Consider the following 14,531-nt stretch of genomic DNA (forward strand, 5'->3'; position numbering starts at 1 on the left):
ATCCCAAACGCCTGATCCAGGAGGTTGGATCCAGGAGGTTGGATCCAGGAGGTTGGATCCAGGAGGTTGGATCCAGGATCCAAGGTCTCGGATCCAATGTCCTGAATATCCCCACCCGCCTAAGCCGAAGGCCGGGCGGGCCCCCTTCGGGGACCGCCCGGCCTCGTCGTACGCGGAGCCCGCTCTCGCGGGGCGGGCTGTTATTCGAGCAGCTCCGCGTACGAGCCCATGGCCAGGGCGATGTCCGCCTGGGCCCAGAACCGGTGGTAGGTGAAGACGGGGGCGGCGCCGCCCGCCAGGTAGGCCTCGATCTTCGGCCAGGCCGGGTCGTCCTGGTAGAAGGAGCGGATCGAGGCGAAGGTGGAGGTGTTGTTCACCGCGTCGCCGTTCGGCATCACGCCGGTCCAGCCGCTCGGGACGTAGACCGGGTCGTCGAAGCGGTTGTAGTCGGCGCGGGTCTCCTCGACGGCGATGCCGAGCGGGTCCTGGTGGTGGTCCCACATGCCGTCGAGCAGGGCCTTGGCGACCCGCTTGGCCTCCGCGTGGCCGGACTTGGCCGCGTAGTAGGTCAGGGTCTTGGCGTAGGCGGCGGCGACGCCGACGTCGTTGGTGTAGTCGGCCACGGTGACGTGCAGGCCGTTGTTGGCGCCGGGGTTCGCCGCGTTCCAGGTGTCGGGCGCGCCGGACCACTGGAGGGTGGACGGGATGCGGAAGGTGCCGTCGGGGTTGATGGTGGTCTTGGACAGCGCCCAGGAGACCCACTTGTCGAGGACGGTCTTCGCGGCGGTGTCACCGGTCTGCTGGTAGTACTCGGCGACGCGCTCCATGGACCAGGCCTGGAAGCCGAACCACTGGTTCGACGCCGGGTCGTGGTAGACGGGCTTCTCGTCGTAGTACATGCCGTGGAAGGTGGGGGTGCCGGCCGGCGGGGTGGCGTAGCGGCCCTGCCAGCTGTTGGTGGCACCGCCCGCGATGGCGCCCTCGCTGGACTGGAGCCAGCGGTAGAACTCCAGCTGCCGGTCGAGGCTGGTCGCCCAGTCCGCCTGCCCGGTGGTCGACTTGGGCTTGAGCGGGGCGTACTCGCTGAGCGCGTACGCGGCGAGCGGGTTCTGGTAGCCGCCGTGGGCGTGACTGGATCCGATCCGCCAGGACCAGCCGGCGGAGGTGTCGACGGCGCCGCCCCAGGCGTAGTACCAGGACATCAGGTAGTGGGAGCTGTCCTTGCCGGTGCCGGCCGGGCAGGCGGTGGGGCCGACGCAGTTCCCGATCTTCTTGAAGTACTTGTCGAACATCGCGTACCGCAGGTAGTCGCCCATCTTGGCGGCCTTGCCGACCGTGGCGGAGACCTGCGCGCCCTTGCCCTGCTCCTTGGCCCAGAGGTCGGCCCAGTAGGCGGCCTGGACGGCGCGGGCGTCGGCGTCGGGGGCGTTGGTGTACTTCCACTGCTTGGCGTAGGACGCGTCCCCGGTGAAGAGGTCGAGGTAGCCGTTCTTGCCGCCGTAGGAGAAGTTGTCGCAGGTCGGGTGGGTGACGGTCTCCCAGACGGACTCCTGCGGTCCGCGCTGGAAGGTGTTGATGTAGGAGGGGCCGGTCGCCGTCGGTCCGGCGGCGCACTTGCCCGGTTCGTTGCCGAAGCCGTAGACGTTGTCGACGTCCTGGATCCAGTGCATGCCGTAGATGTCGTCGGTGCCGTAGGCGCTCTTCAGCTCGGCCGCGATCGGGTCGGAGCCGGAGGTGACACCGGAGTCGAGGCGCGCCGGGTACTGCGAGGGGAGGTCCCACTCGGGGGCGTAGGTGGCGGGCTTCGAGGCGTTGTAGGAGGAGTTCGTCGGCTGGTCGGCGTGGGTCGGGATCATGAACTTCTCCATGGTGTCCCACGCGCCGTTGAACTTGGCCCAGTCGCCGGTGATCTTGCCGTACATGGCCTGGAGCCAGATGAGGTAGCTGTACGCCTCCGAGGTCGTCTCGTGCCCGTGGTCGGGGGCCTCGACGATCAGGGTCTCGACGGAGTGGTACGGGATGCCCTCGGGCGAGAAGTAGCCGTTGGCCGGGTTGGTGATCTTCCCGTACAGGTCGAGGAAGCGGGCGTCGTAGGTGGAGTCCGCGGCGAGCTGGGTGGCCTGGACCTCGGCCGCGGCGTGGCCGGGGGCGGTCGCGGTGAAGACGGCGACGCCGGTGCCGGTCGCGGCGGCGGTGACGGTCACCTTCTGGGCCGTGTTCCAGTTCGCCGGGGTGAAGGTGAGCGTGGCCGGGGAGGCCGTCAGACCGGTGTTGCCCGAGGCGCGGGCCACGGTGACGGTCACGTTCGCCGTCGGGGCCTTCGACAGCTTGAGGTCGAAGGTGCCGGTGGAGCCCTGGCGGACGGCCAGTTGGCCGGGGGTGGCGACGAGCGCGGGGCCGGCGGCGACGGTGATGCCGACCGGGGCGGACTCGCCGGAGGCGCCCTGGCTGTCGTACGCCTTGGCGTAGAGCGAGTGGGCGCCGGTGGCGAGGCCCGCGGCGCTGTAGGTGAAGGGCGCGGTGGTGTCGGTGCCGAGCAGGGTCGTGTCGCTGTAGAACTCGACCTTGTCGACGGTGGCGCCGTCGGCCGCGGCGGCGGTGGCCGCGAGCGGGACGGCGTCGCCCTGGGCGTAGACCGCGCCGGCGGCGGGGCTGGTGAGGACGGCGACCGGCGGCTGGTGGGCGCCGGCGCAGAACGTGCCGTTGACGGCGAAGTCCGTCGGGGCGGCGTTGGCGCCGCTGTACGTGAACTGGCCGCCGGCCGTGACGGCGGCGCCGGCGGCGATCGTGCCGTTCCAGCCGGCGTTGGTGACGGTGACGTTCTTTCCGGTCTGGGACCAGACCCCGCTCCAGCCGTTGGTGAGCTTCTGGTCACCGGCGTAGGAGTAGGTGAGGGTCCAGCCGTCGATGGCGGCGGTGCCCCGGTTGGTGAGGGTGAGTTCGGCGGTGAAGCCCGAACCCCAGTCGTTGGTCTTGTAGTCGACGCTGCACGCGATGGCGGCGGCCTGCGCGGTGCCGGCTCCGGCGCCGGCGGCCAGCAGGCCGAGGGGGAGCGCGAGCGCGGCGGTCAGGGCGGTCAGGTGCCTGCGTGGGCGGCGTGGTCTCAGGCGTTGCATGCGGGTGGATCTCCTCGCGGCTCGGGAGGTCGGGTGGTGCGAAGAGCGGGCCGTACGGAGCGCGGTCGTGGTGCGGGGAAACGGGCCGTACGGGGGGTGCGTGAACAAGCCATGAACCAGTGGGAGCGCTCCCACTGTGCAAGCGTGACGCAACCACGTCAAGATGCGTGAAGAGTCGAAGGCAAACGACGAGCAATTTCCCCAACTCCTCTTTTGCTTGGCCGCCGTTGCCGCTACGGTCTGCCCGACCAGTGGGAGCGATTCCATCCAGTCGGCACGCCGTAGGGGGCGTGCCCTCGCTGTGAGGACTCGCTCATGCGACGACCCCCACGTCTCACCGCGCTGCTCTCAGGAGCAGCGGTCACGATGGCGAGCACCGCGCTCGCCGTCGTGGGTACGGCCTCAGGAGCCGCGGCCGCACCCGTCTGCACCGTGGAGTACTCGGTCACCAACCAGTGGACCGGAGGCTTCCAGGGTGCCGTCACCGTCACGAACAACAGCACGGCGCTGAACGGCTGGAGCCTCGGCTTCTCCTTCCCGGCCGGCCAGCAGGTCAGCCAGGGCTGGGGCGGCAAGTGGACCCAGTCCGGCGCCGCCGTGACCGTCGTCAACGAGAGCTGGAACGCCTCTCTCGGCTCCGGCGCGCAGGTGACGACGGGCTTCATCGCCTCGTGGACGGGGGCCAACACGGCCCCGACCGCGTTCACGCTCGGCGGTGTGCCCTGCAACGCGGACGGGCCGACCACTCCGCCCACCGGTACGCCTCCGACCACTCCGCCCACGACTCCCCCGACCGACCCTCCGACCACCCCGCCCACCACTCCCCCGACCACACCACCCACCACCCCGCCCACCTCTCCGCCGCCCACCCCGGTCTCCGGCGCGCCCGAACTCACCGTCACCGGCAACAAGTTCACCGACCAGAACGGTGCTGTCCGCCGACTCCTCGGCGTCAACCGCTCCGGCGGCGAGTTCATGTGCGTGCAGGGCTACGGGATCTGGGACGGTCCGGTCGACGACGCCTCCGTCAAGGCGATCGCCGACTGGAAGGCCAACACGGTCCGCATCCCCCTCAACGAGGAGTGCTGGCTGGGCCTGGACAACATCAAGCCCGAGTACCGGGGCACGAACTACATCGACGCCGTCAAGGACCTGGTGACCAAGGTCCTCGCCCACGGCATGACCCCGGTCGTCGAACTGCACTGGACCCACGGCCAGTACACCGGAAACTCCTCCGGCTGCGCCGACGTGCACGCCAGCTGCCAGAAGCCGATGCCGAACGCCCAGTACACCCCGGCGTTCTGGACCTCGGTGGCGAACACCTTCAAGAACGACAAGCGGGTCGTCCTCGACCTCTTCAACGAGCCCTATCCGGACCGGGCGACCTCCACCGCGACCCAGGCATGGACCTGCTGGCGCGACGGCGGCACCTGTCCCGGCATCGGGTACGAGGTCGCCGGCATGCAGGACCTGGTGGACGCGGTCCGCGCCACGGGGGCGAAGAACCTCGTCCTCGTCCCGGGCATCGCGTACTCCAACGACCTGAGCCAGTGGCTCACGTACCGCCCCACGGATCCGGCGGCGAACCTGGCCGCCGCCTGGCACGTCTACAACTTCAACACCTGTTCCACCGAGACGTGCTGGAACGACACCCTCGCCCCCGTGGCCGCCCAAGTGCCTCTCCTCGCGGGCGAGATCGGCGAGAACACCTGCGGGCACGCGTTCATCGACCGCGTCATGGAGTGGTTCGACGACCGCGGGCTCTCGTACCTGGGCTGGACCTGGAACACCTGGAACTGCAACTCCGGTCCCGCGCTGATCACCTCGTACGACGGCACGCCCACCGCATTCGGCATCGGGCTGCGCGACCACCTGCGCGCCCTCGCCCCGTGACCTCCGCCGGTCACGTACATCCGAAGAATCCCCAGAAAGGAATCCCCACCCCCATGAGCCGCACCAGCCGTACCGCCCTCCTGGCGGCCCTCGGCCTCATCGCAGCGTCCGGAGCGACCGCCACGGTCTTCGGCTCCACCGCCGGCGCAGCCACCCCCGGCTGCAAGGTGGACTACTCCGTCACCAACCAGTGGAGCACCGGCTTCGGCGCCAACGTCGTCGTCACCAACACCGGCGACCCGACGTCCTCGTGGACCCTGGAGTGGTCCTACGCCGGCAACCAGCAGGTGACCCAGGGCTGGAACGCCACCATCACCCAGTCCGGCGCCGCCGTCACCGCCAAGAGCATGTCCTACAACGGGGCGCTCGCGACCGGCGGTTCGACGTCCTTCGGCTTCAACGGCTCCTACAGCGGCACCAACGCGGTGCCCGCCACCTTCAAGCTGAACGGCGTCACCTGCAACACCGCCACCCAGCCGACCGACCCGCCGACCACCCCGCCCACCACGCCGCCGACGACCCCGCCGACCACGCCGCCCACCACCCCGCCGGGCGCGAAGGCCGACAACCCGTACGCCGGGGCCAAGGTGTACGTCAACCCGGACTGGCGCGCCAAGGCCGCGGCGGAGCCGGGCGGCAGCCGGATCGCCGACCAGCCCACCGGCGTCTGGATGGACCGCATCGCCGCCATCAACGGCACGCCCGGCGCCCGGGGCCTGCGCGCCCACCTCGACGAGGCCCTGGTGCAGAAGGGCTCCGGCGAGCTGGTCGTCCAGCTGGTCGTCTACAACCTGCCCGGCCGCGACTGCGCCGCGCTCGCCTCCAACGGCGAGCTGGGCCCGACGGAGATCGACCGCTACAAGAGCGAGTACATCGACCCGATCGCCGCGATCCTCGCCGACCCGAAGTACGCGGGCCTGCGGATCGTCACCACGGTCGAGATCGATTCGCTCCCGAACCTCGTCACCAACGTCTCCGGCCGCCCCACCGCGACCGACAACTGCGACGTGATGAAGGCGAACGGCAACTACATCAAGGGCGTCGGCTACGCGCTCAACAAGCTCGGCGCGATCCCCAACGTCTACAACTACGTCGACGCGGGCCACCACGGCTGGCTGGGCTGGGACTCCAACTTCGGTCCCTCCGCCGAGCTGTTCAAGACGGCCGCGACCGCCGAGGGCTCCACAGTCGCCAACGTCCACGGCTTCATCGTGAACACGGCCAACTACAGCGCCCTGAAGGAGGACCACTTCAAGATCTCCGACAGCGTCAACGGCACCTCCGTGCGCACGTCGAAGTGGATCGACTGGAACCAGTACACGGACGAGCTGTCCTACGCCCAGGCGATGCGCGACAAGCTCGTCTCGATCGGCTTCGACAGCAAGCTCGGCATGCTGATCGACACCTCCCGCAACGGCTGGGGCGGCACTGCCCGGCCCACCGCCCCGGGTGCTCTCACCAGTGTCGACACCTACGTGAACGGCGGCCGTTACGACCGCCGCATCCACCTCGGCAACTGGTGCAACCAGTCCGGCGCCGGCCTCGGCGAGCGGCCCCAGGCGGCTCCCGCCGCGGGCATCGACGCGTACGTCTGGATGAAGCCCCCGGGCGAGTCCGACGGCGCGTCGAAGGAGATCCCGAACACCGAGGGCAAGGGCTTCGACCGCATGTGCGACCCGACCTACACGGGCAACGCCCGTAACGGCAACAGCATGTCCGGCGCGCTCCCCGACGCCCCGATCTCGGGCCAGTGGTTCTCGGCCCAGTTCCAGGAGCTCATGAAGAACGCGCACCCCGCGCTGTAACCCCTCGCAGGGGGCGCCGTCCCGGCCCGGCGGGACCGGGACGGCGCCCCGTGGGGAAGCGACAAAGGCCGGACGGGCCCGGGAACCCCGTCCGGCCTCTCGCATGCCGCCGGCCGCCAGGAGGCCCCTCGGCGGAAGACCGGCGGCGGAAGACCCGCCGGCAGCACGCCCGGCGGAAGACCCGGCGGCAGGAGACGCCGGCAGCCCGCCCCTCCACAGGAGGCCCGGCGGCAGAAGACCCGCCGGCGGCACGCGCGCCGGCGCAAGGCCCGTCAGCAGGACTCCCGGACCACCAGTTCCGTCGGCAGGACGCGCTTCGGGGTGTCCTCCCGGGTGCCCGTGGCATCGTCGAGGAGCATGCGGGCCATGGTGCGGCCCATCTCCTCGATGGGCTGGCGGACGCTGGTGAGCGGCGGGTCCATGAGGCGGGCGACCGGGGAGTCGTCGACGCCGACGAGGGCGACGTCCTCGGGGACGCGCCGGCCGGCCTCGCGGAGGGCGGCCCGGGCTCCGGCGGCCATGACGTCGGAGGCGGCGAAGACGGCGTCCAGGCCGGGGCGGCGCTCCAGGAGCTCGCGCATGGCCGCGCGGCCGCCGTCCTCGGTGAAGTCGCCGGCGGCGACCAGGCCCTCGTCGGGGGCGTGGCCCGCCTCCGCGAGGCCGGCGCGGTAGCCGCCGAGGCGGGCCCGGGCCACGTACATGTCCAGGGGGCCGGTGACGGTGGCGATGCGCTGCCGGCCGCCGCCGACGAGGTGGGCGACGGCGGCGCGGCCGGCGCCGATGTTGTCGGAGTCGACGTACGGGACGGATTCGGCCTCGGAGCGTCGGCCGTTCATGACGACCGGGATGCCGAGTTCGCGGACGCGGTCGGGGAGCGGGTCGTCGCCGTGCACGGAGGCGAGCAGGACGCCGTCGACGCGCTGGGCGGCGAGGTACTGCTCGAAGCGCTGCCGCTCCTGCTCGCTGCGGACCAGGGTGAGCAGCAACTGCTTGTCGGCCTCGGCCAGTTCGGCGCTGACGCCGCGGATGAGGTCGAGGAAGTAGGGCTCGGCGAAGAGCCGCGCCTCGGCCTCGGGGATGACGAGGGCGACGGCGTCCGTGCGGCTGCCGGCGAGGGCGCGGGCGGCCTGGTTGGGTACGTAGCCGAGTTCGGCGACGGCCCGGGCCACGGCGGCGCGGGTCTGTTCGCTGACGCGCGGGGAGCCGTTGATGACCCGCGAGACGGTGCCCCGGCCGACTCCGGCGCGGGCCGCGACCTGCTCCAGGGTGGGTCTGCTGTTCTGCCGTCCGTTCACCGTCGCCGTGCTCCCCTCGTCGGACCTCGTGCCGCTCGCCAGAGCCGGGCACACCGGAATGGGAGCGCTCCCACCCTAGAGTACGGCGACGCGAATCCGCCACGCGCGCGTTCAGGAGATGACGTGAAGACCGGCGCCGGGGGCTCCGGAAACCCGCGGAACACCTTCCGGTAACGAATCCGCGTTCATGTCTTGACACCCCCACCCCCCCGGCGGCAACCTTCCGGCAACGACGTGGGAGCGCTCCCATCAGGGGGGCGGCACAGCCTGCATCAGGTCCGCGCAGGGCCCGCCGAGCCGCGAGCAGCCGACCGGACCTCTTGGCGCACAACGAGCACCACCTTGGACGAGGAGAGTGGAATGGGCACTTCCAGCAGCAGACGCGGACGCCGTACGGCCGCCGCGGCGGTCGCCGCAGTGGTGACCGGGACGGTCCTGCTCACCGGTTGCGGAAGCGACGAGGACGACGAGGCCGGGAAGGACGGCGGGAAGATCACCCTGCGCGTCGGCACCTTCGGCTCGTTCGGCTACGACAACAAGACCGGCGCGAAGCTCTACGCCGAGTACGAGCGGCTCCACCCGAACATCAAGATCGAGGAGTCGAACGTCTCCGACGGTCAGAAGTACTGGGACACCCTGAAGCTGCGCCTCTCCCAGAACAGCGGCACCGCCGACATCCAGGCGATCGAGGTCGGCTACATCGCCGAGGCCACCGGCCCGAGCATGGCCGCCAAGTGGCTGGACGTCGTCAAGGAGGGCGGCGCCGACACCTCCAAGTTCCTCGACTGGAAGGTCAAGCAGGCCACCACCGCCGACGGCAAGGTCATCGGCCTCGGCACCGACATCGGCCCCATGGCGGTCTGCTACAACAAGGACCTCTTCGCCAAGGCCGGACTGCCCACCGAGCGCGACGAGGTCGGCAAGCTGTGGAGCGGCGACTGGGCGAAGTTCCTCACGGTCGGCGAGACGTACAAGAAGAAGGCGCCGGCCGGCACCGCCTTCCACGACTCCGCGAGCGGCCTGTTCAACGCGGTGCTCTCCAGCGACCCCGTCCAGTACGCCGACTCCAGCGGCAAGCTCGACTGGGAGAACAGCCCCGGCGTGAAGAAGGCCTGGGAGCTCGGCGTCAAGGCCGCCGAGGGCGGACTCACCGCCAAGCTGCGCCAGTTCGACGAGGCGGGCACCTGGAACGCCGCCTTCAAGAACTCCAAGTTCGCCACCGTCGCCTGCCCGTCCTGGATGACCGGCATCATCAAGGACCAGGCCGGCCCCGCCAACCAGGGCAAGTGGGACATCGCCGCGCCGCCGGTCGCCGGCAACTGGGGCGGCGCCTTCCTCGGCGTCCCCAAGGCGAGCAAGCACCCGAAGGAGGCCGCCGAGCTCGCGGCCTGGCTGACCGCCCCCGAGCAGCACGCCAAGGTCTTCGCGGTGAACGGCAACATCCCGTCCTCCAAGGACACCCTCCTCTCCCCGGCGGTGCAGAACGCCAAGCTGCCGTACTTCGGCGACACCCCGGTCGGCAAGATCTTCTCCTCGGCGGCGGCCGGCATCACCCCCGCCGTCATCAGCCGCTACGACGGCCAGGTGAAGACCTTCCTCACCGACAACGGCATCCTCGACATCGAGCAGCGGGGCACCGACCCGGCCAAGGCCTGGGAGAACGTCAAGAAGCTGGTCGACGACAAGATCGCCCAGTAGCGGGGACCGCGTGCCGGCCCGCCGCCACCTGCCGGCGGCGGGCCGGCGCCGTCCGCACCACCGCACGCATCGACCTGGAAGGACGCCACCCGTGGCCACCTCCGTACGGGCGGAGCGGGGCGGCACCCCGCCCCCCGCACCGCCCTCCCCGCCCGCCCCGCGCGGCCGCCGCCGACGCTCCGGCCCGGGCGGCTGGCGCAGCACCCTCTACCGCTGGGACGTCAAGGCGATCCCGTACGTCTTCGTCGCCCCCTTCTTCCTGACCTTCGCCGCCTTCGGCCTCTTCCCGCTGATCTACACGGGCTGGCTCTCGCTCAACCGGGTCGAACTCGGCGGCACCGCCGAGTGGAAGGGCCTGGAGAACTACACCGACCTCGCCACCAGCGAGTTCTTCTGGAACGCGCTCCTCAACACCTTCACCATCGGTGTCATCTCCACCGTCCCGCAGCTGCTGATGGCCCTCGGCCTCGCCCACCTGCTGAACTACAAGCTCCGCGGCCGCGGCTTCTTCCGGGTCGCGATCCTCGCCCCGTACGCCACCTCGATCGCGGCGGCGACGCTGGTCTTCGCCCAGCTCTTCAACACCGACTACGGCATGATCAACAGCTTGCTCGACTGGGTCGGGATCGGGCCGATCGACTGGAAGAACTCCAAGTGGCCGGCGCAGATCGCGATCTCCGTCATCGTCACCTGGCGCTGGACCGGCTACAACGCGCTGATCTACCTGGCCGCCATGCAGGCCGTGCCGCAGGACCTCTACGAGGCGGCCTCGCTCGACGGCGCCTCCCGCTGGCGCCAGTTCCTCAGCGTCACCATCCCCTCCATCCGGCCGACGATCTTCTTCACGATCATCGTCTCCACCATCGGCGCCACCCAGCTCTTCGGCGAACCGATGCTCTTCGGCGGCAGCGTCGGCATCAGCGGCGGCAGCGGCCACCAGTTCCAGACACTGAGCCTCCTGATGTACGAAAAGGGCTGGATCACCGGCGCGCTGGGCTCCGCCTCCGCGATCGCCTGGGTCATGCTGGCGCTCCTGCTGCTCATCGGCGGCATCCAGGCCCTCGTCTCCCGCCGCAACCGCAAGAAGCTGGGGGACTGACCCATGGCCCGCACCCTCGACTCCACGCCCGCCGTCGAACCGAAGACGGCCGGAGAGCGCCCGCCGCGCCGCCGCTTCCGCCAGACCGCGGGCCGGCAGCACCACGCGGGACCGCTCACCTACGTGCTGCTCGTCGTCGCCACGGTGGTCTCGCTCTTCCCGCTGTACTGGAACGTGGTCGCCGCCTCGCACACCGGCGACCGGGTGGTCCAGGCCCCCGCACCGCTGCTGCCCGGCTCCCGCCTCCTCGACAACCTCGGCTTCGCCTGGGACCAGGTCGACATGGGCGAGGCGCTGATCAACACCACGGTCGTGGCGAGCCTGGTGGCCGCCTCCACCGTCCTCTTCTCCACGCTCGCCGGCTTCGCCTTCGCCAAACTGCCCTTCAAGGGGCGCGGCATGCTGCTCTCCCTCGTGGTCGCCACGATGACCATCCCGCCGCAGCTCAGCGTCATCCCGCTGTACCAGATCATCACCGACCTCGGCTGGTTCGACCAGCTCCAGTCGGTCGTGCTGCCCTCGCTCGTCGCGGCCTTCGGCGTCTTCTTCATGCGCCAGTTCCTCGTCGAGGCGCTCCCCGTCGAGCTGGTCGAGGCGGCCCGCATGGACGGGGCGCACAGCCTGCGGATCATCTGGCACGTGGTCTTCCCGGTGGCCCGCCCGGCGATGGCGGTGCTCGGCATGCTCGTCTTCGTGCAGTCCTGGAACGACTTCTTCTGGCCCTTCATCGCGCTCACCCCGGACGGCAACCCGACCCTCCAGGTCGCGCTCGCCGGCCTCGGCGCGGGCAACCACACCGTCGACCACGCGATCGTCCTGACCGGCGCGCTGATATCGACCGTGCCGCTGCTGCTGGTCTTCGCCTTCCTGGGCAAGCACATCGTGGGCGGCATCACCGCCGGCGCCGTCAAGAGCTGACCGGCCCGCCCTCCTCTCCGTACCGCCACCCTCTCGGCTCCGTACGGGTCCGCCGCAGTCGCCGGACCCGTCACGGGCCGACCCGTACCCCGCGTTGGGAGCGCCCTCCTATGACCGCGTCCGAGACCCGGCCGCTCACCGCCACCCGCACGTTCCCCTCCGACTTCCTCTGGGGCGCGGCGACCGCCGCCTACCAGATCGAGGGGGCCGCCCGTGAGGACGGCCGCACCCCGTCCATCTGGGACACCTTCTCCCACACCCCCGGCAAGGTCTTCGAGGGCCACACCGGGGACGTGGCCGTCGACCACTACCACCGCTTCCGCGAGGACGTCGGGCTCATGGCCGAACTCGGCCTGAACGCCTACCGGTTCTCCGTCTCCTGGTCCCGCGTCCAGCCCACCGGCCGGGGTCCGGCCGTCCAGAAGGGCCTGGACTTCTACCGGTCGCTCGTCGACGAGCTGCTCGCCGCCGGCATCGAGCCGGCCCTCACCCTCTACCACTGGGACCTGCCGCAGGAGCTGGAGGACGCGGGCGGCTGGCCCGAGCGCGCGACGGCCGAGCGGTTCGCCGAGTACGCGGGCATCGTCGCCGACGCCGTCGGCGACCGCGTCAAGCGGTGGACCACGCTCAACGAGCCCTGGTGCAGCGCCTTCCTCGGGTACGGCTCCGGGGTGCACGCCCCCGGCCGCACCGACCCGGTCGCCGCGCTGCGCGCCGCGCACCACCTCAACCTCGGCCACGGGCTCGCCGTCCAGGCGCTGCGCGCCTCGCTGCCGGCGGACCGTCGGATCGCGGTCTCGCTCAACCTGCACGAGGTACGGGCGCGCAGCGGCTCCGCCGAGGACCTGGAGGCGGCCCGCCGGATCGACGCCGTCGGCAACCGCGTCTGGCTCGGCCCGATGCTGGAGGGTGCCTACCCCGAGGACCTGATCGCCGACACCCGCCACCTGACCGACTGGTCCTTCGTGCAGCCCGGCGACACGGCGACGGCGAACCAGCCGCTGGACTTCCTCGCCATCAACTACTACGCGCCCACGCTCGTGGCGCACGTCGCCGAGGGCGAGGAGAAGCCGCAGGACGACGGGCACGGCGACAGCGCCCACTCGCCGTGGCCGGGCGCCGACTCCGTCGCCTTCCACCGCGCGCCCGGCGAGCGGACGGCGATGGGCTGGCCGGTGGACCCGAGCGGCCTGTACGACCTGCTGCGCCGGACCTCGGAGGCGTACCCGGGGCTGCCGCTGGTGATCAGCGAGAACGGCGCCGCGTACGAGGACGCGGTCGGCGAGGACGGCGGGGTGCACGACCCGGAGCGCACCGCCTACGTGCACGCGCACCTGGCGGAGGTGCACCGGGCGATCGCCGACGGCATCGACGTCCGCGGCTACTACCTGTGGTCGCTCCTCGACAACTTCGAGTGGGCGTACGGCTACGCGAAGCGGTTCGGCATGGTCCACGTCGACTACGACACCCTGCGGCGCACCCCGAAGACCAGCGCACGCTGGTACGCGGGCGTGGCCCGCTCGGGCGAGCTGCGGGCGCCCGAAGCGGACTGAGCCGACGGCCCGGTGGCCGTGCCGGTCCTCACCGGCACGGCCACCGGGCATGTCCGATGGTTCCTCAGATGTCGACGACCCGGTAGCCGATGACGTAGATGCCGCCGGCGACGCCCTCGCCGAGCGCGTCGAGCCGTCCCGGGCCCGGCCGGTGTCCCCCATGGCACGGCTCCGGGCGCCCTCCCACGATGCCGCAGACCCGGACGCATCACCGAGGGGTTCGGCGCCGGTGCGTCGCGGCGGTACGGTCCGGGGCCGCCGGTAGGGTCACCGCCCGTGACTCCCGTACGCCTCCGCCGCCGCGCCGCGCTCGCCGGTGCCGCGCTCACCGCGCTCCTGGTGGCCGCCCCCGCGCCGACGGCGGCCCCGGCCCGTACCCTCACGGTGATCGCCCACCGGGGCGCGTCCTCGGCGGCGCCCGAGAACACGCTGGTGGCGGGCGAGGTGGCGCGCCGGGGCGGGGCGGAGTGGATCGAGAACGACGTCCGGCCGAGCCGCGACGGGGTGCCGTACGTGGTGCACGACGCGACGGTGGACCGGACGACCGACGGTTCGGGCGCGGTGCGGGAGCTGACCTCGGCGGAGCTGGACGAGCTGGACGCGGGCGCCTGGTTCGCGCCGTCCTTTGCCGGGGCCCGGGTGCCGGCGCTCGCCGCGCAGCTGGCGGACCTGCGGGAGCGGGGCGGGCGGCTGCTCCTGGAGGTCAAGGGGGCGCACTCCCGGGCGGAGGTGGCGCGGATCGTGCGGGACGTGCGGGAGCAGCGGATGGCGGAGCGGGTGGTGGTGCAGAGCTTCGACGCGGTGTCGCTGCGGTACGCGCGGGAGCTGGCGCCGGAGCTGCCGCGGGCGCTGCTGCGGGACCGGCTCGACCAGGATCCGGTGGCGGTGGCGCGGGACCTCGGCCTGGCCGCGTACCACGTGTCGGACCGGGGTCTGTCGGCCCGGCCGGGTGTGGTGGCGGAGCTGCGGGCGGCGGGGGTGGCGGTGAACGTGTGGACGGTCGACGCGCCGGCGCGCTGGCGGGCGCTCGCCGATCTGGGGGTGGACGGGGTGATCACGGACCGTCCGGCGGAGCTGGCCGGCTGGAACGCCGCGCGCGCCGGGCAGCGCTGAGGGCCGGGCCCGTCGCGGTGGACGGACCCGGCCCGTTGACC

The 14,531-nt window shown here is 71.5% G+C and carries 10 protein-coding genes; 7 read left to right on the top strand and 3 right to left on the bottom strand.

The features are described from left to right. Nucleotides 1-200: 200 nt before the first annotated feature. The gene (locus AB0E19_RS04615; RefSeq protein WP_362173162.1) at nt 201-3,116 is read right to left on the bottom strand and encodes a glycoside hydrolase family 48 protein; all 2,916 of its coding nucleotides are present in this window, start codon (nt 3,114-3,116) and stop codon (nt 201-203) included. 315 nt (nt 3,117-3,431) lie between these two features. Between AB0E19_RS04615 and AB0E19_RS04620 the strand changes: the two genes are divergently transcribed. Together AB0E19_RS04620 and AB0E19_RS04625 are read left to right on the top strand one after the other, a co-directional pair. Beyond that, nucleotides 3,432-5,009, top strand: coding sequence for a cellulase family glycosylhydrolase (locus tag AB0E19_RS04620; RefSeq protein ID WP_362173165.1), 1,578 nt, complete (start codon nt 3,432-3,434; stop codon nt 5,007-5,009). Between the two features lie 53 nt (nt 5,010-5,062). Continuing rightward, nucleotides 5,063-6,814 carry a glycoside hydrolase family 6 protein gene (locus AB0E19_RS04625; protein WP_362173168.1) on the top strand — a complete coding sequence of 584 codons (1,752 nt, stop codon included), beginning with the start codon at nt 5,063-5,065 and terminating at the stop codon, nt 6,812-6,814. 272 nt (nt 6,815-7,086) lie between these two features. On the opposite strand, the gene AB0E19_RS04630 is transcribed toward AB0E19_RS04625, so the two are convergent. Then, nucleotides 7,087-8,109, bottom strand: coding sequence for a LacI family DNA-binding transcriptional regulator (locus AB0E19_RS04630; RefSeq protein ID WP_362173171.1), 1,023 nt, complete (start codon nt 8,107-8,109; stop codon nt 7,087-7,089). A 360-nt stretch (nt 8,110-8,469) separates the two neighbouring features. Here AB0E19_RS04630 and AB0E19_RS04635 point away from each other — a divergent pair, with 360 nt between their 5' ends. From AB0E19_RS04635 to AB0E19_RS04650, 4 genes are all read left to right on the top strand, one after another. Next, a complete protein-coding gene (locus AB0E19_RS04635; protein ID WP_362173174.1) occupies nt 8,470-9,807 on the top strand; it encodes an extracellular solute-binding protein in 1,338 nt (445 codons plus the stop codon). Between the two features lie 91 nt (nt 9,808-9,898). Beyond that, entirely contained in the window at nt 9,899-10,906 is a 1,008-nt protein-coding gene (locus AB0E19_RS04640; protein ID WP_362173177.1) for a sugar ABC transporter permease, read from the top strand. Between the two features lie 3 nt (nt 10,907-10,909). Further along, a complete protein-coding gene (locus tag AB0E19_RS04645; RefSeq protein ID WP_362173180.1) occupies nt 10,910-11,824 on the top strand; it encodes a carbohydrate ABC transporter permease in 915 nt (304 codons plus the stop codon). Nucleotides 11,825-11,934: 110 nt separating this feature from the next. Beyond that, nucleotides 11,935-13,377 carry a GH1 family beta-glucosidase gene (locus AB0E19_RS04650; RefSeq protein ID WP_362173183.1) on the top strand — a complete coding sequence of 481 codons (1,443 nt, stop codon included), beginning with the start codon at nt 11,935-11,937 and terminating at the stop codon, nt 13,375-13,377. Between the two features lie 64 nt (nt 13,378-13,441). On the opposite strand, the gene AB0E19_RS04655 is transcribed toward AB0E19_RS04650, so the two are convergent. Further along, nucleotides 13,442-13,564 (bottom strand): hypothetical protein, encoded by a 123-nt coding sequence (locus AB0E19_RS04655; RefSeq protein WP_362173187.1) that lies wholly within the window; start codon nt 13,562-13,564, stop codon nt 13,442-13,444. Nucleotides 13,565-13,653: 89 nt separating this feature from the next. On the opposite strand from AB0E19_RS04655, the gene AB0E19_RS04660 reads away from it, so the two are divergent. Beyond that, nucleotides 13,654-14,490, top strand: coding sequence for a glycerophosphodiester phosphodiesterase family protein (locus AB0E19_RS04660; RefSeq protein WP_362173190.1), 837 nt, complete (start codon nt 13,654-13,656; stop codon nt 14,488-14,490). Nucleotides 14,491-14,531 lie beyond the last annotated feature (41 nt).

The organism is Streptomyces sp. NPDC047974 (genome assembly GCF_040653375.1).
In the GTDB taxonomy this organism is placed as follows: Bacteria; Actinomycetota; Actinomycetes; order Streptomycetales; family Streptomycetaceae; genus Streptomyces.

Bases quoted from the DNA above. Each gene is read 5' to 3' on its own strand.
- AB0E19_RS04615 (WP_362173162.1), bottom strand. From the start codon at position 3,116: ATGCAACGCCTGAGACCACGCCGCCCACGCAGGCACCTGACCGCCCTG.
- AB0E19_RS04625 (WP_362173168.1), top strand. From the start codon at position 5,063: ATGAGCCGCACCAGCCGTACCGCCCTCCTGGCGGCCCTCGGCCTCATC.
- AB0E19_RS04645 (WP_362173180.1), top strand. From the start codon at position 10,910: ATGGCCCGCACCCTCGACTCCACGCCCGCCGTCGAACCGAAGACGGCC.
- AB0E19_RS04650 (WP_362173183.1), top strand. From the start codon at position 11,935: ATGACCGCGTCCGAGACCCGGCCGCTCACCGCCACCCGCACGTTCCCC.
- AB0E19_RS04635 (WP_362173174.1), top strand. From the start codon at position 8,470: ATGGGCACTTCCAGCAGCAGACGCGGACGCCGTACGGCCGCCGCGGCG.
- AB0E19_RS04620 (WP_362173165.1), top strand. From the start codon at position 3,432: ATGCGACGACCCCCACGTCTCACCGCGCTGCTCTCAGGAGCAGCGGTC.